The following is an 18,369-nucleotide window of genomic DNA, read 5'->3' on the forward strand; positions in this document are numbered from 1 at the left end:
ATCGTTCAGCGTGAAAACGAAACGGCATGTAAGTAAATGCTTACGTTTCCACGAAAGCTCGAAGACGCGAGAGGGCATCGCCCCATTGCTGCGAGACACTGTCGAGATATGCGCGGATCTCGCCGATAGGCTCGGGCCGGAAAGCGAACTGGCTTTCCCGCCCAACCTTGCTGCTGATGACCAACCCCGCCTCTTCGAGAACGCGCAGATGCTTGGTGATGGCCTGACGGGTAAGATCCGTGCCAGCTGACAGCCCGGCGATCGAACGTGCTTGCCCGTCGCTGAGCTTGGTCAGCAGTGACAGGCGGGTGCGGTCGCCCAAGGCTGCGAAAAGTGACGCGGTATCGCGCCCAGGCGTTTCAATCAACATGTTTTTTGATGTTCTTGATCTGCTCGGCCCAGCCGCCTTCATTCATGCGCATGGCGTCCGGCCGACGCTGCGCCGGCAAGCCATTAAAGCCCGATTCGACGATAGTCAGCTTTGTGCTTGTGCCCTTGGGCTTGAGTTTGAATTCGACCAGCGTTGGCGGTTCTTTGGAGTAGTCGAAGCCGGGCTCGACCGCATAGGGATGCCAAGTAAAGGAGAAGAGCCGTGGCTCGTCCATCGTCTTTACCGTCACCTCCCATTTGAGATGCTCGTAGCCGGGATAGGTGATCCGGCCCTTGGCCACTTCGCCGGGCTTGAACGGGGCTTCGAGCTTGACGCGAAACCATTCACCAAACTCAATATGATCTGTAAGGGCGCGCCAGACCCGCTCGATCGGCGCATTCAAGTCTATGCTTTTTTCGATACGATCAGACATAAGGGCAACCTCCTGGTTGCCCTTATCATGCCACATCAGTCGAAAAGTGCAACCGGAAAGTTGCGTTTTATTCGGCTGTGGCCGGTTCGATAATGTTGCGTACCTGCGAGATCTTGTTCGCCGGGAAGCCAGCCTTTTTGGCGTGCTCGCGGATCAGTTCCTCGCTTGTAGATTGATATACACAATAAATCTTGTCATCCGTGACATAGCTATGGATCCACTGGATATCTGTCCCGAGATCGCGGAGCACGGCGCAGGATGTCTGCGAGGCGCCCTTGAGCTCCGGCTGTGTCAGTTGGCCGACACCCGGCATATCGCGTTCGATCACGAATTTTGGCATTTTATCCTCCTTGTTGACCATTTGCCGCCGCGGCGCGTTTTTATGCGGCGGTGCTAGGCTCCAGATCCTAATTCTGCGCAATCAAAGAGCCGGCTGTTGCGACCGGCTTCTTGAGCTCAGTAGTCCATGGCTGCGCTTGGCGGCAGCGGCACCGCCTGTTTCTTCGGGCGTTCGGCAATCATGGCCTCGGTCGTCACCAGCAGGCCGGCAACGGACGCGGCACCCTGCAGCGCGCTCCGCACCACCTTGACGGGATCGATGACGCCCATGTCGAAGAGATTGCCGTATTCCCCGGTCTGGGCATTCCAGCCGAAAGAGAAATTGGCATTCTCGCGGAGCTTGCCAACGATGATCGATCCCTCAGCACCCGCATTCTCGGCGATCTGACGAACCGGTGTCTCGGTGGCACGGCGTACGATCTCGATGCCAACGCGCTGATCGGCATTTGCAGCCTGTAGCCCATCAAGTGCCTTGGCTGCACGCAAGAGGGCTACACCACCGCCTGGAAGGACGCCCTCTTCGACCGCTGCTCGCGTCGCATGCAGGGCGTCATCGACGCGATCTTTCCTCTCCCTGACTTCGACTTCCGTGGAACCGCCGACGCGAATAACCGCAACACCTCCGGCAAGCTTTGCCAGACGCTCCTGCAGTTTCTCGCGGTCGTAGTCGGATGTCGTGTCTTCGATCTGCGCTTTGATCTGGGCGACGCGCCCTTCGATCTCCGTCTTCGAACCAGCACCACCGACAATCGTCGTGGTGTCTTTATCGATTACAACCTTTTTGGTGCTGCCCAACATTTCAAGTGTCACGCCTTCAAGCTTGATCCCCAAATCCTCACTGATCGCCGTTCCTCCGGTGAGAATTGCGATGTCCTCAAGCATGGCCTTGCGTCGGTCACCAAATCCCGGAGCCTTGACGGCAGCGACCTTCAGACCACCGCGCAACTTGTTGACGATGAGGGTTGCCAGAGCTTCGCCCTCGATATCTTCGGCTATGATGAGCAGTGACCTGCCGGATTGCATGACCGCTTCAAGGATAGGCAGCATAGCCTGGAGATTGGAGAGCTTTTTTTCGTGGATGAGGATATAGGGGTCCTCAAAATCAACCCGCATTTTCTCCTGATTGGTGACAAAGTATGGGGAGAGGTAACCTCGGTCGAACTGCATGCCCTCGACGATTTCGAGTTCGGTGTCGGCCGTTTTGGCTTCCTCAACGGTGATTACGCCTTCATGCCCGACCTTTCCCATGGCATCCGCCAGATATTGTCCGATCTCCGTATCACCATTGGCAGAAATGGTGCCGACCTGGGCGATTTCGGAATTGTTCGAAATCTTGCGGGCGTTGCGCTTCAGTTCCTCGACAATTGCCGCAACTGCAAGGTCGATTCCGCGCTTCAGATCCATCGGGTTCATGCCGGCCGCTTCGGCCTTGGCGCCTTCACGGACTATCGCCTGGGCGAGCACTGTCGCCGTCGTCGTGCCGTCGCCGGCAACATCGCTGGTTCTAGACGCGACCTCGCGCAGCATCTGCGCACCCATATTCTCGAACTTGTCCTCAAGTTCGATTTCCTTGGCGACCGTTACGCCGTCCTTGGTGATGCGTGGCGCGCCATAGGACTTCTCTATGACGACGTTGCGGCCCTTGGGGCCTAGTGTAACCTTGACGGCATTGGCGAGTATGTCGACGCCGTGCAGCATTCGATCGCGAGCCTCAGAGCCGAATTTGACTTCTTTTGCAGCCATCGTCGTTCACTCCCTGGTTCGTGGGGCTTTTTCCCCTTGAAAGCAATACAGAATCTGGCAAGATTCACTGCAATACATGAGTTGTTCCATAAGGATGATATCATGAGTGGCAGAGCATTCGAACTTCAGTTGAAGGGCTATGGGCTGACGACGGCCGAAATACATTATCGTCTTCCCGACTACCCCAAATTTCTTCAGCTTTACATATGGCAAGAATACGATCTTGCGCCGAACTTCCCGGAATTGAAAGGCTTTCTTGATTTCTGGCAAAAGGACCTCGAGGGGCCACTCCATTCAATTCGCATCGTTCACCAGCGCCTGATCGAGCCGCGCGAATGGCGGGCTGTGGACGGGATTATCTCTATCCACTGAGAGCCCGAACTAAAATTCGCCATGGAGGACTGCAAATGGCGTTTTTTCTGTGCTCCGATGCTCACGTACCAAACGTCCGCTGCGCTTCGGTGCTCGAAAACCACCATTTTCGCCACCCCATGACGAATTTTCGTTTGGTCTCCGAGACCTTTGATCGGCATCGTCGCTCGCCACAGGGGAAGCAGGGAGCGATGTTTCTTACGCCTTGAACAACCGTATCGGGTTGGTTTTCTCCCGTCGGATCACCCTCTTCGCCTCCAGATCGAGCTGGACAGTCTTGGCCCACCAGCCTGCCCTTGCACCGTCCGGATAAAGTTCCTGGGATAGTTCGCGGGATAGACGCACGCTGATTTCCGCGAGCGTCAGGCCGGGCGACTTGCCTGGAAGCACTTTGAGGTAGGCCTTTTTCATGGCGTCATACCTGGCCCTGTCGACTGTTCTAGTCCTACCGGGATGGTTGACGTTTTCGACGGCAATCTTGTCCTGCTGTTCCATCTTGGCTGCTCCGTGTGCCCTTGGTTATCCAAGGACGACGGAGTTGCACTCGATCCTACACGCCTGCCTACAGGACCGGCATGGTCCTTAAGGCCGCTTGGGAATATCGAGGCCGCGCTGTACCGCTGGCCGTGCGAGACCGCGTTCCAGCCATGCGGGCACGCGTTTCAGGCTGTCGAACTCCACGATATCGCGTGCGCCATAGAAGCCGACAAGATTGCGGACCCAGCCGAGCATCGAAACGTCCGCTATGCTGTAGTCTCCCATGATCCAGTCACGTCCGTCGAGACGCGTTTCAAGGACGCCGAGCAACCGCTTCGACTCGTCTCTGTAGCGCTCGAGGGGGCGCTTGTCCTCATAATCGCGGCCGGCGAATTTATGGAAAAAGCCGACCTGACCGAACATCGGTCCAATCGCGGCCATCTGGAAGAACACCCATTGAATGGTCTCATACCGTAAAGCCGGATCCGCAGGCATGAGCTTGCCGGTCTTCTCCGCGAGGTAAAGCAGAATGGCGCCGGACTCGAACAGTCCCAGCGGCTTCCCGCCCGGTCCGTTGGGATCGATGATCGCCGGGATCTTGCCGTTAGGATTCAACGACAGAAATTCTGGCGTCCAGCTCTCGTTCTTGCCGATGTCCACTGCATGGGCCTCGTACGGAAGACCAATTTCCTCGAGCGCAATCGAAACCTTCACACCGTTTGGCGTCGGGAAGGAATAGAGCTGCAAGCGGTCCGGATGTTTTGCCGGCCATCGTTTGGCAATAGGGAAGGCTGATAGATCAGGCATAGAAACTCCATAATCTGGATGAGGGGGGTGATTCTTCGAGTGACCGTAACACGGGAACGGACCAGGTTGCACGCCAGCACTTTGTCGGGATTGTCGGCTTTTCCGCATATGAATTCCGGTATTCACTGACTTATCCGAACCGACGTGCAACACCATATTATGGCAACAGCGGGAACACCGCTCCCGACCAATTGGAGAATGAACATGGAACGCCTATCTGGAAAAGTTGCACAGGCGCCAGCGCGGGCATCGGACGAGTCACGGCAAAGCTCTTCGCGCATGAGGGCGCCAAGTTGGTTGTGGGTGCGCGCCGCAGAGAAGAACTCGATGCGCTGGTCGCAGAAATCGAAGCCGATGGCGGGAAAGCCGTCGCTCTGGCCGGGGACGTGCGCTCCGAAGAATACGCAAAGGCACTGGTTGCGCTGGCCGTCGAGCGGTATGGCAAGCTTGATATTGCCTTCAACAACGCCGGCACACTGGGCGAAGCCGGACCAAGCACAGGTGTATCCGAGGCTGGTTGGAACGATGCCATCGCGATCAACCTCACCGGCTCGTTCCTCGGCGCGAAACACCAGATCGGCGAAATGGTCAAACATGGGAGCGGTTCGGTTATCTTCACCTCGACCTTTGTCGGCTACAGTTTTTCCTTTCCGGGCGTTGCCGCCTATGCGGCGAGCAAAGCCGGGCTAATAGGGCTGACGCAGGCGCTTGCTGCTGAATTCGGTCCACAGGGGATACGGGTTAATGCCATTCTGCCGGGTGCAGTCGATACGGATATGTACCGTGAAATGAACGATACCTCGGAAAAGCAGGGGTTCATCACCAATTTGCATGCCTTGAAGCGCGTCGCCACGTCGGAGGAACTGGCACGCTCGGTACTGTATCTCGCATCGGACGACGCATCATTTGTAACAGGAACGGCGTCCCTGGTAGATGGCGGCGCTTCAATCACCCGGACCTGATCGGAAGGGCGCCTGTGGCTGCCTTTTTTATTGAGCTGCTACTGTCCAAATCAGGGTGGTGTGACGATCATCCAGGTAAAGACGTAGGCCTGCAGCATCACCAGAACACCTACAAGGCGTTGTTCCAAGGTCTGGCAGCCCAACTTCGGCGGCAGTGTTACCGTAACGTACTTGTTTCTTTGTACGCTGCCGGACAATGCTTGCCGGCAAAACGTCCGCTGACTTCAGTGCGCGCCGCCGCATATTGAAAGCTTACCCGGTGCCAAGCTGATCGCCTGTGCCTGCAGCCCATGAACAATTGAAATCCAAGTTGTTCGCACTCGCCAGCCGATCAAGCAGAAATGGCTTTTTTAAACGGGGAGTACAATCATGAAGGCAAAACTGTTCGCACTTATCACCTGTACGATTTTGTTCATTGCGTCGACTGTGCATCATAGCGCCGCCGATGCCATTACCGAGCAGGAAGCGCATTCCATAGGCCTGGACGCCTATGTGTATTTTTATCCGTTGGTGACGATGGACGTCACTCGTAAACAGGCCACCAATATCGAAGCTGGCAAGATGATGGGACGTGGTCCCGCCAATGAATTCACCAACGTGCCGGAATTTCCGACGGCTGACATGCGCGATGTCGTTCGCGTCAATTTCGATACGCTGTATTCCGTTGCTTGGTTGGACATGACCAAGGAGCCGATGATTGTTTCGGTCCCGGACACGAACGGGCGGTTTTATCTGCTGCCAATGCTCGACATGTGGTCGGACGTCTTTGCCTCGCCCGGCTGGCGGACGACAGGCACCGCCAAAGCCGATTTTGCTATCGTTCCACCAAAGTGGGAGGGCGGAGGATTACCCGAGGGAACGCAGCGTATAGACGCGCCGACACCCTTTGTCTGGATAATCGGGCGCACCAAGACCGACGGCCCACCGGACTATGATGCGGTCCACAAGATACAGGCCGGCTACAAGGTAACGCCGCTGTCGCAATGGGGCAAAACGCCGGAGCCGGTCAAAGTCACGATCGACCCGGCAGTTGACATGAAGACATCTCCGAAGGCCACTGTGGACGGAATGTCGGCCGGTGAGTTTTTCGCGCGAGCCGCAGAGATCCTGAAAATCAATCCGCCCCACCTGACCGATCAGCCCATCATCGCCCAGATGAGACGGATCGGCATAGAGCGTGGTCAGAGCTTCGACATTACCAAGCTCGATCCCGCCGTCGCCAAGGCGCTCGAAGGTGTGCCGGCGGAGGCGAGCAAACTGATGGAATGGAAGATGGCGACCCTGGCCCGGGTCGCGAACAATTGGTCGATGAATACCGACACAATGGGTGTCTACGGCAATTACTATCTGAAGCGTGCCATTGTCGCGCAGGTGGGGCTCGGCGCCAATCTTCCTGAAGACGCCATCTACCCGCTCAATCTCGGCGACGAAAAGGGCAACCCGCTGAATGGAGCGAACAGTTACACAATTCATTTCGATAAGGCGTCGCTGCCGCCAGTCAAGGCGTTCTGGTCCATCACGCTCTATGATTCTGAGGGTTTCCAGGTTGCCAACAGCATCAATCGGTTCGCCGTGAGCAGTTGGATACCGTTTGAGTACAATACCGACGGTTCGCTTGATATCCACTTCCAGGAAAAGAGCCCTGGCAAGGATAAGGAGGCCAACTGGCTGCCCGCACCGGCGGGACCGTTCAACCTGACCATGCGGCTCTATGGACCGGAAATGGACGCGCTGACAGGGAAATGGAATCCGCCCCCGGTGGTGATGGTGCCGGTGCTTCAACAGGTCATTGCGCAATAGCGCGAAGGTTCTGCTAATAGTCTGGCATGAGTTACGTCCAGCGCATTTTTCGTGATATCCCCGGTCTGTGGCCGGCACTCATTGGCGAGTTGCGCTCGATACATCATCCTGGACCGCGAATGATCGACGAGTTCGAGTGCGTGGTATCGGTCCTGCTCGCGATCGTCTTTGCTCATGCCCTTGGGGCTCAGAATGTCGGTTGGGCGGCTTTCAGCGGCTATATGGTCATGCGCTCGCATGTCTCGCAGAGCCTGATGCGCGGGAGTCTGCGTTTGGTCGGGACTGCAGCTGGCGCCGGCGTGGCGCTGCTGGTCGCACCGATGGCCCTTAAGTCACCTGCGGTAATGAGCGTCGCGCTCGCTGTGTTCGGCGGTGTCACCCTCTATTTCGCGCTGGTTGGCCGGCGCAGTTATGCCTGGTTATTCACCGGGCTCACATTCTGCATGATCGTCATCGAAGGGATGAAACATCCAACGGAGAGCGTGCTGCCCTTTGCGCAGTCGCGCCTTCTTGAGATCGTGGCGGGCACTGTCGCTTGCATTCTGGTGAGTGCCGCCTCGACATTTCTCGTTCGGCGCAGGCTGAATGTGCAAGGCAATGAAACTCTCCTGCAGACCGCAATACGGCATTCGTCCCTCTGGCATTCGGGTGCAGTCAGGCATTCGGTCGAGGCTGCGATCGCTCTGGCGTTCATTCCATGGATATGGGCGTGGCTGGGCATCACTTCGCTAGCGCAATCAAGTGTGACAATCATGGCAGTAATGATGATTCCGGTGGCGAGCCTTGGCGCAGACCCGCTCAATCCAGTGACCTCCAAGCTGGTGTTGCGCTTCGTCGGCTGCAGTGCCGGCGGCCTGTTGGCCATCGCAATCCTTTTCGGAAGTCACCACTCACCGGTACTCATGACGCTGGCCGTATGCCTCGGCGTGCTGGTGGGGCGGCATATCGAAAACGGCAACGCGGCAACCAGCTATATCGGCACACAGTTCGTTTTGGCTTTCCTTGTGGTGCTGGTGCCGGATAGCTATTCGAATGCCGTCGTCGATCCGGGTATTGACCGCTTGGCGGGCATCCTGATCGGCATTGTCATTCTTGAACCGGTATTGATCCTGTCCCACTTTGTACTCGGTCACGACTCCCGGAAAGTCCAAACACCGCCAAGCCATGAACCAACGGAATGATCGTATAGACGATCTTTTGATATGCTTAGCCCGGTTGCACCGCGCCGTGTGAAACATCAAAGAACTGGGCTCGTCCTTCAAGGCTTCTGAACAGGGCCTTGTCCGTACCGGTCATGAACGCTTGGCCACCAAGTTCTTCTATGATGTCAAATAGCGCTGCCCTTCGGCCCTCATCCAGATGCGCGGCGATCTCGTCCAGAAGAAGGATTGGTGCCATGCCAGCAAGTTCGCCCGTCAACCGCGCATGAGAGAGAATGAGGCCGATGAGCAATGCCTTCTGTTCGCCGGTCGAACAGAGTTCAGCCGGCATTGCCTTTGGCCGATGACGGACGAGCAGGTCGGAGCGATGCGGGCCATCGAGCGTGCGCCCGGCGGCACGATCACGGCTGCGTCCGTCATGCAGCGCACGGCGGAACGTTTCTTCCACATCGGTCGCCGCTTCGATACCGATACGCTGTTCGAGTTCGCCTTCGAGCAGGCAATCCGCTTTGGGGAAGGGGGTGTTATCGGGCAAGCGCTCTATCATCCCATTGATCAGGCGCATGAGCTCGGCTCGCGCCGCAGCGATAGCGATGCCCAGTTCGGCCATCGGCGTCTCGATCGCATCGAGCCATGCATCGTTGCCGCGCTCTTCCGTAAGCAGGCGGTTACGGCTGCGCATTGCTTTCTCGTAGTCGAGGACGCGCCTGCCGTGCGCCGGGTCAATGGCGAGGACCATACGGTCAAGGAAGCGGCGGCGATCAGCGGCCGGGCCTGTGAACAACCCGTCCATGGCTGGAACCAGCCAGAGTATGCGGGAGTATTCCAGGAGTTCGTCGGCGCCCGCCGCCGTTACGCCGTTGATGCGGACGCGCCGCGCGTTGTCCCCGGACGCATTACCGGCAAGCCCCGTGCCGACTTCGACGGTACCCTCGGCTGTTTCTATGGCGGCGTGAATGGCAAACCCGTCGGCCGCATTGTTGCGGGTTACGTCGGTATAGGTTGCGCGGCGCAGGCCCCGGCCTGGCGACAGGAACGAAATCGCCTCGAGCAAATTGGTCTTGCCCGCACCGTTCTCGCCGGTCAGCACCACATGCGAAGGCGCCAGCCGCAGCGACAGGTTTTCATAATTGCGGAAATTGGCAAGCTTCAGCCGGCTGATCGAAACGCGGGCCGGTTTGCCCGCGTCCGTATTCGGATCATCGGTCATGGGATAGAGCGAGATTCGATCATATTGAACCAGTTCTGTTTCTCGGATGGCGAGACAATCCACGCGGAAGGTGGCGAGGTCGATGTGTTTCCATCGGACGATGCCGCCTGACAAAGTGGTTGGCCGCCAGCCGGAAACCCGAAGGGCCGGGTGAATTCGGGCCAAATCCTTCGGGCTTCGGCTTCGTCCGATGGAAAGACATCGGCCTTGTCAAACCCCTTGACCTTGTCCACGAATTCCCTCCGGCAGAACGATTCAATATGGTCGAATCTCGCTCTATGCTTAGCGGTGCTATACCCGCATTGGCATGAGCACATAAAGCGCATTTTCGTCGCCCGTATCACGCACCAGCGTTGGCGAGCCTGCATCGGCCAGCATGAAAATCGCCTCTGATCCCGTCAACTGGCCCGTAATATCGAGCAAATATTTGGCATTGAAGCCGATCTCGATCGGATCTGAGTCATAGTCCGCGGCAAGCTCGTCCGTGGCACTGCCGGAATCAGGATTGTTGACGGTGAGTGTCAATTGGCCATCGGCGATGGTCAGCTTGACGGCGCGGCCGCGCTCGCTCGAAATCGTCGAGACGCGATCGACAGCGGAAGCAAAGCTTTGACGGTCGATCGTCAGCTTCTTGTCATTGCCGGAGGGAATGACGCGCTGGTAATCAGGGAAGGTACCGTCGATCAACTTCGAGGTGAGGACGACCGAGCCAATCGTGAAGCGGATTTTGGTCTCCGAGAGTTCGACGGTCACGACGATATCCGGATCATCGACAAGTTTTTGCAGTTCAGCGACGGTCTTGCGTGGAATGATGATGCCGGGCATGCCTTCAGCACCTGACGGGGCTTCAAGCTCGGCACGGGCAAGGCGGTGGCCGTCGGTGGCAACTGCCCGCAACTTCAGCGCACCCTCGCTCTCGATCGCATGCAAATAGATACCGTTAAGGTAATAGCGCGTCTCTTCCGTGGAAATGGCGAATTGCGTCCGGTCGATCAAGCCTTTCAGCGCGGTTGCTGGCATGCGGAATGTGTGCGTGAAGGAGCCAGCTGTAAGCTCGGGAAAGTCCGATTGCGGCAGACACTGCAGGCGGAAACTCGACCGGCCCGAGGTAACCGCCATGGAATTGCCGTCGGTATTGGTTGCTAGCAAGACCTCCGCGCCATCAGGCAGCTTGCGGACGATATCGTAGAGAAGATGCGCCGGAACTGTTGTCGCGCCAGCCTGGTCCACCTGCGCCGCCGTCGCTTCCGTCACTTCGAGATCAAGGTCGGTAGCCTTGAGGGCAAGGCTTGCGCCATCGGCGTTCAACAGAACATTCGACAGGATCGGAATGGTGTTACGCCGTTCGACTACACGATGCACATGGTTGAGCGACTTCAGAAGATTGGAACGTTCAAGAGTTACACGCATGATAAACCGGTCTCGCTGACTTCAATTCCAGCCAAAGCACCGCGGGTTTGCCGCACTTTTCTGGGGAGGGAAACGCAATTTTCCCAAGGTCAGGCAAATTGGCAGATATTTACCGCAAAAAGCAAGTCTGCGGCGGGCAACAGTGTGCCATACCGCAGCCTTTCTGTTGATAAACTATTGAGCCTGATCGTTGATCAAACGCTTGAGCAACTCCAGCTCTTGCGACAATTTCTGGTCCTTGCCGACGATATCCTCGATCTTGCGGACCGCATGAAGAACCGTGGTGTGATCGCGACCACCGAAGCGGCGGCCAATTTCCGGCAGCGAACGGGGTGTCAGTGTCTTGGCGAGATACATAGCGATTTGACGGGGTTTAACGATCGTGCGCGTGCGCCGGTTCGATAGAAGGTCCTGCTTTGACACGTTGTAGTGCCGAGCAACGATGCGCTGGATCTCCTCTATGCGGATACGCTTGGCTTCGCCGCCGCGCATCAGATGGCTCAGGAGTTCATCGACGCGATCGACAGAGAGATTAGGCTCGAATGTCTGGCGGAAGAGGAGCTGATTGAATGCACCTTCGAGTTCGCGGCCGCTGCCGGTGACGGACTGGGCAACGTGATCAAGAATTTCCGGCGAGATGTCGAGCGAATGGTCTTCCGTCTGGGCGGCGACGAGGCGGCGCTTCAGGATTTCGAGGCGCATCGCATAGTCCGGCGAGATCATTTCAAGCGCGACACCGCCTTGGAGCCGCGAACGAACACGCGGGTCCAGCGATTCAAGCTCGGACGGCGGACGGTCGGCGGCGACCACGACCTGCTTGGCGCTGTCGAGCAGCGTATTGATCAGATGGCAGAATTCATGCTGGATCGACTTGCCCTGCAGAAACTGCATGTCGTCGATGATCAGCAGATCGATGTCGCGGAGCTGTTCCTTGAACGATAATGCGTTGTTGTCGCGGATGGCGGTGGCAAAGCGCCACATGAAATATTCGGCGGTGAGATACACGACGCGGGCACGCTCCGGACGCTTCAACGCTTCAGCGGCAATTGCTTGCAAGAGGTGTGTCTTGCCCAGGCCAACTGAGGCGTGAATGAACAGCGGATTGAAGCGGACAGCGCTGGCGCCTGCGTCAGCAATCGTGCGCGCAGCAGCAAGCGCAACGCGGTTGGGTGTGCCATCGACAAAGGTGTCGAATGTATAGCGCGGGTCGAGCGGCGAACCGAAGACGGAATTCTGGGCGCGGTCGACAAAATGCGTAGGTGTTTTCTTGTCCTGCGTGGTGTTGCCAACCGGAAAGACGGGCTTTTCGCGGAGGAGGGCACGGCTGTCGGCGCGCACCGTGGTTTCCGTATCGCAAGCCGGGCGGGTGGCGCGGCTGGCGCTGCGGAAAACGATCTCAACCTTGAGCGTCTGCTCATCTTCTTCACGCCAGAGGGCAGTGATCATGTCGCAGTAGTGATTGTTGATCCACGAGCGCAGGAAGGCGGTCGGAACCGACAGGCGAACGATGCTCTTTGATGTCTCATCCAGTTTCAGGCGGCCGAACCAGCTCGAATAAACCTCGCTTCCGAGTTTCGCTTTCAGCTTGAGCTTGACGCGCTCAAAAATCAGCTCCCCCTGGCTGCTGGCCGTGTCCATTTTATCCCCTTCCATATGGAGCGGGACCATGGCTGCCTTTGAGCCGTTTTCCATTATTCCGCTGGTCATTGTCATCGCCTCATCCTGATATTGTCGTTCGGGTCACGCCCGTATTTTGCAAAATGAATTCCGGCCAACCGCCCCAGTGGTCAGCCCGAACAGTCTAAAAGCTAAAGGGTAGAGGTCTCAGCGATAACGCAGTGCCGGACTGAATAAATCTGGTCCAGAATATGTATAACTACCACGTTCGCATCCCTCTCAATTTAGGCGCAGTAAAACTCTCGCCCGGCTCTCGCCAGCGTCGTCGACTCGCTCTTGTTTTTGAAACAACTCAAATCGTAAGATTTGAGTACTGACAAAATCTACCCGTCACGCAAACAATAAAATCTGCGCCCGACCCTACATTTACTAAGCCTGTTAAATGGGTTTCTGCCCACCCCTTCGATGTCTGGACCTTACAAAAACCTTTGCAGGAAGGGCAAGTGCGCCCCAAGGGTTTTTTGATGAATTAAAGGTTAACGATTTTGCTTTTTTTTTAACAGTCTTTGAGACAAAGAGGAAAAATCGTTCTGATTCAAAGCCTTTTTTGGGCTGTACATTTTGTTGCAGTGCGGACTCATGTCGGCAAAAAAAAATATTAAATTATCGCTTGACAGAGGCTGAGGCGGGAGATTCTCCACGCCCGCTTTACGCCGTAATGACTACCTTCCATAACCCATTGAAAACAAAGGCAAATTGATGATTGACGCTTTTTGTCCTAGCGAGTTTGTGACCGCCATATGTCATGGTTTTGATAAGCCACGATCTTTTCCTTGGGAAACGAATTTATTCCCACAGAATCACTCAAAACAAAAAACCCGGCTAACGAGCAGCCGGGTCTTCATATATAAAAATGACACGTTTGATCAGGCCGACATGCTCTTCAGGCGAGCCGACAGGCGGGACACCTTGCGCGAAGCGGTATTCTTGTGAAAGACACCCTTCGATGCAGCACGCATCACTTCCGGTTCAACCGCCTTGAAGGCGATGGAAGCGGCTGCCTGATCACCGCTTGCTACCGCATCTTCAAACTTGCGAAGGAAGGTGCGCACGCGGGAGCGGCGGGACTTGTTGACTTCGGTGCGGGCTTCGATCTTACGCGCCGCTTTTTTGGCCGAAGGAGTGTTGGCCATGTTGCCTCTCTTTTCTGTCAGCTAATCGGCAGCGTTAAAGCGGCCGTCACAAAATAATAGGGCGGCCAAGAGGCCACCGAACGTTGTCGGGCTTATAGATGACGTTTGCTTTTGCGTCAACTTGGAATCTACGCGATTTTGCCCTTACCGGTTTTTGAAATCCGGCGTGCGTTTTTCCGCAAAGGCGTTCATTCCCTCGCGTTGATCCTCAAGCGCGAACATGGAATGAAACACACGCCGTTCGAACCTCAAGCCTTCTGCGAGCGTCGTTTCGTAGGCACGGTTAATGGTCTCCTTGGTCATCATGACGACGGGCAAGGAGAAAGATGCAATTTTCCCGGCGGCCTTCATGGCTTCGTCGATCAGTTCACCGGCGGGCACCACACGCGAGACCAACCCGCTGCGTTCTGCCTCGTTGGCATCCATCATGCGCCCGGTCAGGCACATGTCCATGGATTTCGACTTGCCAACAAAACGGGTAAGCCGTTGCGACCCCCCCATGCCAGGCATGACGCCGAGTGTGATTTCCGGCTGGCCGAATTTTGCGTTATCGGCGGCAATAATGAAGTCACACATCATGGCGAGCTCGCAGCCGCCGCCGAGCGCATAGCCGGCGACGGCGGCGATCAGTGGCTTGCGTAACCGCGTTACCCGCTCCCATTCGCTGAAATAGTCGCCAAGATAGGCATCGGCGAACTCCAGTGTTTGCATCTCCTTGATATCAGCGCCTGCTGCAAAGGCTTTTTCCGAACCGGTGAGTACTATGGCGCCGATGGTATTGTCCTTATCAAAAGCTTCAAGCGCTTCGGCAAGTTCGGCCAATAACGCTGAGTTCAAGGCATTGAGCGCTTTGGGGCGATTGAGTTGAATGAAGCCGACCTTTTCGCGCGTCTCGACGATGATGTTTTCGTAAGTCATCCGAACTTCCTCCAATCAATGCTGACAAACGGGACAGTAAAACGTCGAACGCCCGCTCTGAACCATGCGCGACACCGTGCCATGGCAGCCCTTGCGCGGGCAAGGCTGACCTTCTCGGTCGTAAACGGAAAAGGAGTGCTGGAAGTAGCCAAGAGCGCCGTCGGCTTGCCTGTAGTCCTTGAGGCTCGATCCACCCGCCTTGATCGCGTCGCCGATGACAGAGCGAATCGAAGTGGCAAGTCGTCTGGACATGTCCGTGGCTGTGCCGTTCTCGCCTGATATGCTCCCGGCCATACGCGATGGTGAAAGCTCAGCCCGCCATAGCGCTTCGCACACATATATATTGCCGAGACCGGCTATGAGCTTCTGATCGAGCAGTGCGGCTTTCAATGGAGCGGCCTTGTTTGCAAACAACTTCGCCAGAAGCGACCCGTCCAGACGGTTGCCTGTAGGTTCGGTGCCGAGATCCTTGATTAGCGGATGCGCATTGAGCTTGCCGGGTTCGGAGAACAACATAAACCCGAAGCGTCGCGGGTCGTTGTAGATGATGCGTCGCTTGCCGTCTTTCGTGTCCAGATGTAGCACGACATGATCGTGTGCAACGCTTTTCGATCGATCATGATGAAAGGCACCGGGCATATCACTACCGTCCTCGTGTTCGATACGGTAGGAGCCGGACATGCCGAGATGGCTGATCAGGCCAAGACCGTCATCGAGATGCGCAATCAGATATTTGGCGCGTCGTTCGAGCGCCACGATGTGACGACCTGTCAGCCGCTTGGCAAACTGTTCGGGGAAAGGAAAGCGCAGATCGGGACGATTTTGATCGACGGCAAGGATCGTCGAGCCCTCCATGACCGGCTGCAGTCCGCGTTTGACCGTCTCAACTTCTGGTAGCTCAGGCATTTGGAGAGAGGTCTCCGGTTCCCTTCAGGAAACTCCTGCCATGCAAGCCCGGCGCGATACCGAGATGAGCGGCGACCGTTTCTCCAATATCGGCGAAGGTCGGGCGAATACCGAATGAGGCGTGGGGAAGGTCTGGACCGTAGCAGAGGACAGGCACACGTTCGCGCGTATGATCAGTTCCCTTATAGGTCGGGTCGCAGCCGTGATCTGCAGTGAGAATCATAAGATCGCCCGGACGCAATTTGGCCAACGCCTCCGGCAGCCGCCGGTCGAAAGCTTCCAGCGCTGCCGCGTACCCGGGCACGTCACGCCTATGGCCATAGAGCATGTCGAAATCGACGAAATTGGTGAAGACCAGATCGCCGTCCTGTGCGTCGTCCATGGCGACCAGCGTTTCATCGAAGAGCGCCATATTGCCATTGGCCTTGCGCACCTGGCCAACGCCCTGATGGGCATAGATATCACCGATCTTGCCGATGGCGATCACCATGCGGCCCGCATCTGTCAGCCGGTCCAGCAATGTCGGCTCCGGCGGCGGGACAGAATAATCACGGCGATTGCCGGTCCGCGTGAAGGTTGCCCGGGTTTCCCCGATAAAAGGCCTTGCGATGACGCGGCCAATATTGAGCGGATCGACAAGCTCGCGAAGAATAGCGCAAAGTTCATAGAGCCGGTCCAAACCGAAATGCACCTCATGCGCGGCAATCTGGATGACGGAATCGGTCGACGTGTAGAATATGGGCTTGCCTGTGCGGATATGCTCCTCACCATATTCATCGATGATGTCCGTCCCGGATGCGTGTTTGTTGCCGAGGATGCCAGGTATCTGTGCACGTTGCATGGCATCTGCTACCAGACTGTCGGGAAATGTCGGAATTTTCTGGGGGAAATAGCCCCAGTTGAACGTAACCGGCACGCCGGCAATCTCCCAATGGCCGGACGGCGTGTCCTTGCCTCGGGATACTTCTTCCGCCGCACCCCATAGTGCGGACGGAGCAAGCGGCTCCGAAGGGAACGGAAGATCTGACGCGAGATTGGCGGCGTGGAAGAGACCGAGTGCCTTCAGGTTCGGCAGCTGGAGTGGACCGGAACGCAGTCCGGCTCGATCGCCGGCCCCGGCTGCGCAGGCTTCGACGATATGACCGAATGTATTTGAACCTTCATCCCCGAACGCCTTTGCATCTGGCGCCCCGCCGATGCCGAAGGAATCGAGTACAAAAAGGAAAGCGCGAGACATGCCTCACTCCGATAGGGTTTTTCCCCACAGATAGGTGAAACTTTGCGCAATGACAAATGTCTGCGATTAGCAGTCTGAACAGGCGACTGATTCACCCTGCCGCACGCGTCCGTAGGCGGTCTTTGGCATGGTTATTCCGATCGCCGAAGTGCCGTTTGCTTTCGTGATCACATTCTTCATATAGAAGGCCATGAGCGGCACATAGCCTATCGACATCTCGACCCGGATCACCGACGTACTCGGGATCAGGATATTTGGATCAAGAGCCACTGCACTTCCGGCCACATAAGGTTTCGAGTAGACCAGATTGACCTTGCGCCTTGACCACGCAACTGTCGCTACACTGGCTGCAGATATGTCGATGGCGGTGATGGTGATCTGCGGCGTGTCGCGCGTATAGGGCAGAAGCGTCGCCGTTCCGATATCCATGATATCCTTGATATCCGCCTTGGTGATGGTCTGTTGCTGAGTAACCAGATCTGCGACCATGCTGGTGGCACGGCCGAGGTTTTTGTTGAGATCAAGTCCCGCAGTAGCCTCCACGCTACCCATATAGAGCGCGATCATGACAGGCGCGATCAGTGCGAACTCCAGCGCCGCGACACCGCGCCGATCGCGGAGAAAGCTCCGCATCCATTTCAGCAACGAGACTGCGGTCGGTTTTTGTTTGTTATAGGCTTCCATGCGTCACACTTTCGGAAGAATGAAGGAATGCTTGTTTGAAGGTGCCGGTTCAGAGATAGGGTTCGTTTCTCCAGGTCGCGGACGAGAAAAGCAGTATCTTTCCTGTTCCATCGATGGTGGCGATGCGAGGTTTCATGAGATCGGTAAAAATCGGCCAGCGATAAAAGACCCGCAGCTGGTTGATGGTGCTGGCTCCGCCCGGTGCGCTCTTGAATCCAGTCGAATTGACATCGCCACCTATCTTGAGCGGGATCGTTTTGGGAACGAGGGCGAAGGTGGTGTAGGTGCGCAAATCCACAACCAGGTCGGGACAGTTCGCCGCCGGCATCAGCAATCTGGTGCAAACCATTTGCTTCAGCTGAGTCAGATTGAGGGTCTTGATCTCACCGGTGCGTAGCTGGCGTGCAATATCGTCCGTTGCGTTCGCCATGACCTGCTGGGCTGTAAAACTCAGGCTCACCTCGATTACGGCGAAGATCAGCAGGAAGAAGGGCAATGCTATCATCGCGAATTCGATTGCAACCGTCCCTCGCTTGTTGGCGAAGAACCGCGCCGCGATAGACCGGCGCGTGCTCTTCGGCCGGTCAGTTGCTTCGGCAGTGCCAAAGAATTTATGCATTTTCCCGAACATGGTTTCCCCGCGCAATTAGCCCGAAGACAACTCTTACACGTCAGATATTAGAATCTCGTTTGGGGACAACGGCAAATTGCTGGCAATGGATTTACTTTTT

Annotated in this window: 19 protein-coding genes; 4 read left to right on the forward strand and 15 right to left on the reverse strand. The window is 56.5% G+C overall.

Annotation, left to right across the window (positions count from 1 at the left end):
- Positions 1–40 precede the first annotated feature (40 nt).
- From LB462_RS24275 to groL, 4 genes are all read right to left on the reverse strand, one after another.
- A complete protein-coding gene (locus LB462_RS24275; protein WP_224513299.1) occupies positions 41–370 on the reverse strand; it encodes an ArsR/SmtB family transcription factor in 330 nt (109 codons plus the stop codon).
- Positions 360–803 carry an SRPBCC family protein gene (locus LB462_RS24280; RefSeq protein ID WP_224513301.1) on the reverse strand — a complete coding sequence of 148 codons (444 nt, stop codon included), beginning with the start codon at positions 801–803 and terminating at the stop codon, positions 360–362. The genes LB462_RS24275 and LB462_RS24280 overlap by 11 nt, the downstream gene beginning before the upstream one ends.
- 67 nt (positions 804–870) lie before the next feature.
- Positions 871–1,143: a DUF4242 domain-containing protein gene (locus tag LB462_RS24285; protein WP_224513303.1), complete on the reverse strand. Its 273-nt coding sequence runs from the start codon at positions 1,141–1,143 to the stop codon at positions 871–873.
- A 116-nt stretch (positions 1,144–1,259) separates the two neighbouring features.
- A complete protein-coding gene (gene groL, locus LB462_RS24290; protein ID WP_224513304.1) occupies positions 1,260–2,885 on the reverse strand; it encodes a chaperonin GroEL in 1,626 nt (541 codons plus the stop codon).
- 102 nt (positions 2,886–2,987) lie between these two features.
- On the opposite strand from groL, the gene LB462_RS24295 reads away from it, so the two are divergent.
- The gene (locus LB462_RS24295; protein ID WP_112526476.1) at positions 2,988–3,257 is read left to right on the forward strand and encodes an usg protein; all 270 of its coding nucleotides are present in this window, start codon (positions 2,988–2,990) and stop codon (positions 3,255–3,257) included.
- A 198-nt stretch (positions 3,258–3,455) separates the two neighbouring features.
- Here LB462_RS24295 and LB462_RS24300 read toward each other — a convergent pair whose 3' ends face one another.
- Positions 3,456–3,752, reverse strand: a complete 297-nt coding sequence (locus LB462_RS24300; RefSeq protein WP_224513307.1) for a DUF6958 family protein — start codon at positions 3,750–3,752, stop codon at positions 3,456–3,458.
- Between the two features lie 87 nt (positions 3,753–3,839).
- A complete protein-coding gene (locus LB462_RS24305; RefSeq protein ID WP_224513309.1) occupies positions 3,840–4,541 on the reverse strand; it encodes a glutathione S-transferase family protein in 702 nt (233 codons plus the stop codon).
- Positions 4,542–4,756: 215 nt separating this feature from the next.
- Here LB462_RS24305 and LB462_RS24310 point away from each other — a divergent pair, with 215 nt between their 5' ends.
- From LB462_RS24310 to LB462_RS24320, 3 genes are all read left to right on the forward strand, one after another.
- Complete coding sequence (locus tag LB462_RS24310) at positions 4,757–5,503, forward strand: SDR family oxidoreductase (protein ID WP_370637284.1); 747 nt, start codon at positions 4,757–4,759, stop codon at positions 5,501–5,503.
- A 369-nt stretch (positions 5,504–5,872) separates the two neighbouring features.
- Positions 5,873–7,303: a DUF1254 domain-containing protein gene (locus LB462_RS24315; RefSeq protein ID WP_224513311.1), complete on the forward strand. Its 1,431-nt coding sequence runs from the start codon at positions 5,873–5,875 to the stop codon at positions 7,301–7,303.
- A 26-nt stretch (positions 7,304–7,329) separates the two neighbouring features.
- Positions 7,330–8,484 (forward strand): FUSC family protein, encoded by a 1,155-nt coding sequence (locus LB462_RS24320; RefSeq protein WP_224513313.1) that lies wholly within the window; start codon positions 7,330–7,332, stop codon positions 8,482–8,484.
- Between the two features lie 25 nt (positions 8,485–8,509).
- Here the strand turns inward: LB462_RS24320 and recF are convergent, their stop codons facing one another.
- From recF to LB462_RS24365, 9 genes are all read right to left on the reverse strand, one after another.
- A complete protein-coding gene (gene recF, locus LB462_RS24325) occupies positions 8,510–9,673 on the reverse strand; it encodes a DNA replication/repair protein RecF (protein WP_224513449.1) in 1,164 nt (387 codons plus the stop codon).
- 291 nt (positions 9,674–9,964) lie between these two features.
- Positions 9,965–11,083 (reverse strand): DNA polymerase III subunit beta, encoded by a 1,119-nt coding sequence (gene dnaN, locus LB462_RS24330; RefSeq protein WP_224513322.1) that lies wholly within the window; start codon positions 11,081–11,083, stop codon positions 9,965–9,967.
- Between the two features lie 174 nt (positions 11,084–11,257).
- Entirely contained in the window at positions 11,258–12,751 is a 1,494-nt protein-coding gene (dnaA, locus tag LB462_RS24335) for a chromosomal replication initiator protein DnaA (protein WP_370637285.1), read from the reverse strand.
- 875 nt (positions 12,752–13,626) lie between these two features.
- Positions 13,627–13,893: a 30S ribosomal protein S20 gene (gene rpsT, locus LB462_RS24340; protein WP_112526460.1), complete on the reverse strand. Its 267-nt coding sequence runs from the start codon at positions 13,891–13,893 to the stop codon at positions 13,627–13,629.
- A 144-nt stretch (positions 13,894–14,037) separates the two neighbouring features.
- Positions 14,038–14,811, reverse strand: a complete 774-nt coding sequence (locus LB462_RS24345; RefSeq protein ID WP_224513324.1) for an enoyl-CoA hydratase — start codon at positions 14,809–14,811, stop codon at positions 14,038–14,040.
- A gap of 15 nt (positions 14,812–14,826) precedes the next feature.
- Entirely contained in the window at positions 14,827–15,717 is an 891-nt protein-coding gene (mutM, locus tag LB462_RS24350; RefSeq protein ID WP_224513326.1) for a bifunctional DNA-formamidopyrimidine glycosylase/DNA-(apurinic or apyrimidinic site) lyase, read from the reverse strand.
- Entirely contained in the window at positions 15,710–16,954 is a 1,245-nt protein-coding gene (locus tag LB462_RS24355) for a phosphopentomutase (protein ID WP_224513328.1), read from the reverse strand. The genes mutM and LB462_RS24355 overlap by 8 nt, the downstream gene beginning before the upstream one ends.
- 66 nt (positions 16,955–17,020) lie before the next feature.
- Entirely contained in the window at positions 17,021–17,638 is a 618-nt protein-coding gene (locus tag LB462_RS24360) for a TadE/TadG family type IV pilus assembly protein (RefSeq protein ID WP_224513329.1), read from the reverse strand.
- Positions 17,639–17,687: 49 nt separating this feature from the next.
- Positions 17,688–18,269 (reverse strand): TadE/TadG family type IV pilus assembly protein, encoded by a 582-nt coding sequence (locus LB462_RS24365; RefSeq protein ID WP_224513331.1) that lies wholly within the window; start codon positions 18,267–18,269, stop codon positions 17,688–17,690.
- Between the last annotated feature and the right edge of the window lie 100 nt (positions 18,270–18,369).

It is taken from the genome of Phyllobacterium chamaecytisi, assembly GCF_020164455.1.
In the GTDB taxonomy this organism is placed as follows: domain Bacteria; phylum Pseudomonadota; class Alphaproteobacteria; order Rhizobiales; family Rhizobiaceae; genus Phyllobacterium; species Phyllobacterium chamaecytisi.

Coding starts and splice junctions, on each gene's coding strand:
- LB462_RS24365 (WP_224513331.1), bottom strand. CDS start 18,269: ATGTTCGGGAAAATGCATAAATTCTTTGGCACTGCCGAAGCAACTGAC.
- LB462_RS24280 (WP_224513301.1), bottom strand. CDS start 803: ATGTCTGATCGTATCGAAAAAAGCATAGACTTGAATGCGCCGATCGAG.
- rpsT (WP_112526460.1), bottom strand. CDS start 13,893: ATGGCCAACACTCCTTCGGCCAAAAAAGCGGCGCGTAAGATCGAAGCC.
- dnaN (WP_224513322.1), bottom strand. CDS start 11,083: ATGCGTGTAACTCTTGAACGTTCCAATCTTCTGAAGTCGCTCAACCAT.
- LB462_RS24355 (WP_224513328.1), bottom strand. CDS start 16,954: ATGTCTCGCGCTTTCCTTTTTGTACTCGATTCCTTCGGCATCGGCGGG.
- LB462_RS24285 (WP_224513303.1), bottom strand. CDS start 1,143: ATGCCAAAATTCGTGATCGAACGCGATATGCCGGGTGTCGGCCAACTG.
- LB462_RS24320 (WP_224513313.1), top strand. CDS start 7,330: ATGAGTTACGTCCAGCGCATTTTTCGTGATATCCCCGGTCTGTGGCCG.
- LB462_RS24300 (WP_224513307.1), bottom strand. CDS start 3,752: ATGGAACAGCAGGACAAGATTGCCGTCGAAAACGTCAACCATCCCGGT.
- LB462_RS24275 (WP_224513299.1), bottom strand. CDS start 370: ATGTTGATTGAAACGCCTGGGCGCGATACCGCGTCACTTTTCGCAGCC.
- dnaA (WP_370637285.1), bottom strand. CDS start 12,751: ATGGTCCCGCTCCATATGGAAGGGGATAAAATGGACACGGCCAGCAGC.
- LB462_RS24305 (WP_224513309.1), bottom strand. CDS start 4,541: ATGCCTGATCTATCAGCCTTCCCTATTGCCAAACGATGGCCGGCAAAA.
- LB462_RS24295 (WP_112526476.1), top strand. CDS start 2,988: ATGAGTGGCAGAGCATTCGAACTTCAGTTGAAGGGCTATGGGCTGACG.
- LB462_RS24360 (WP_224513329.1), bottom strand. CDS start 17,638: ATGGAAGCCTATAACAAACAAAAACCGACCGCAGTCTCGTTGCTGAAA.
- mutM (WP_224513326.1), bottom strand. CDS start 15,717: ATGCCTGAGCTACCAGAAGTTGAGACGGTCAAACGCGGACTGCAGCCG.
- LB462_RS24315 (WP_224513311.1), top strand. CDS start 5,873: ATGAAGGCAAAACTGTTCGCACTTATCACCTGTACGATTTTGTTCATT.
- groL (WP_224513304.1), bottom strand. CDS start 2,885: ATGGCTGCAAAAGAAGTCAAATTCGGCTCTGAGGCTCGCGATCGAATG.
- recF (WP_224513449.1), bottom strand. CDS start 9,673: ATGACCGATGATCCGAATACGGACGCGGGCAAACCGGCCCGCGTTTCG.
- LB462_RS24345 (WP_224513324.1), bottom strand. CDS start 14,811: ATGACTTACGAAAACATCATCGTCGAGACGCGCGAAAAGGTCGGCTTC.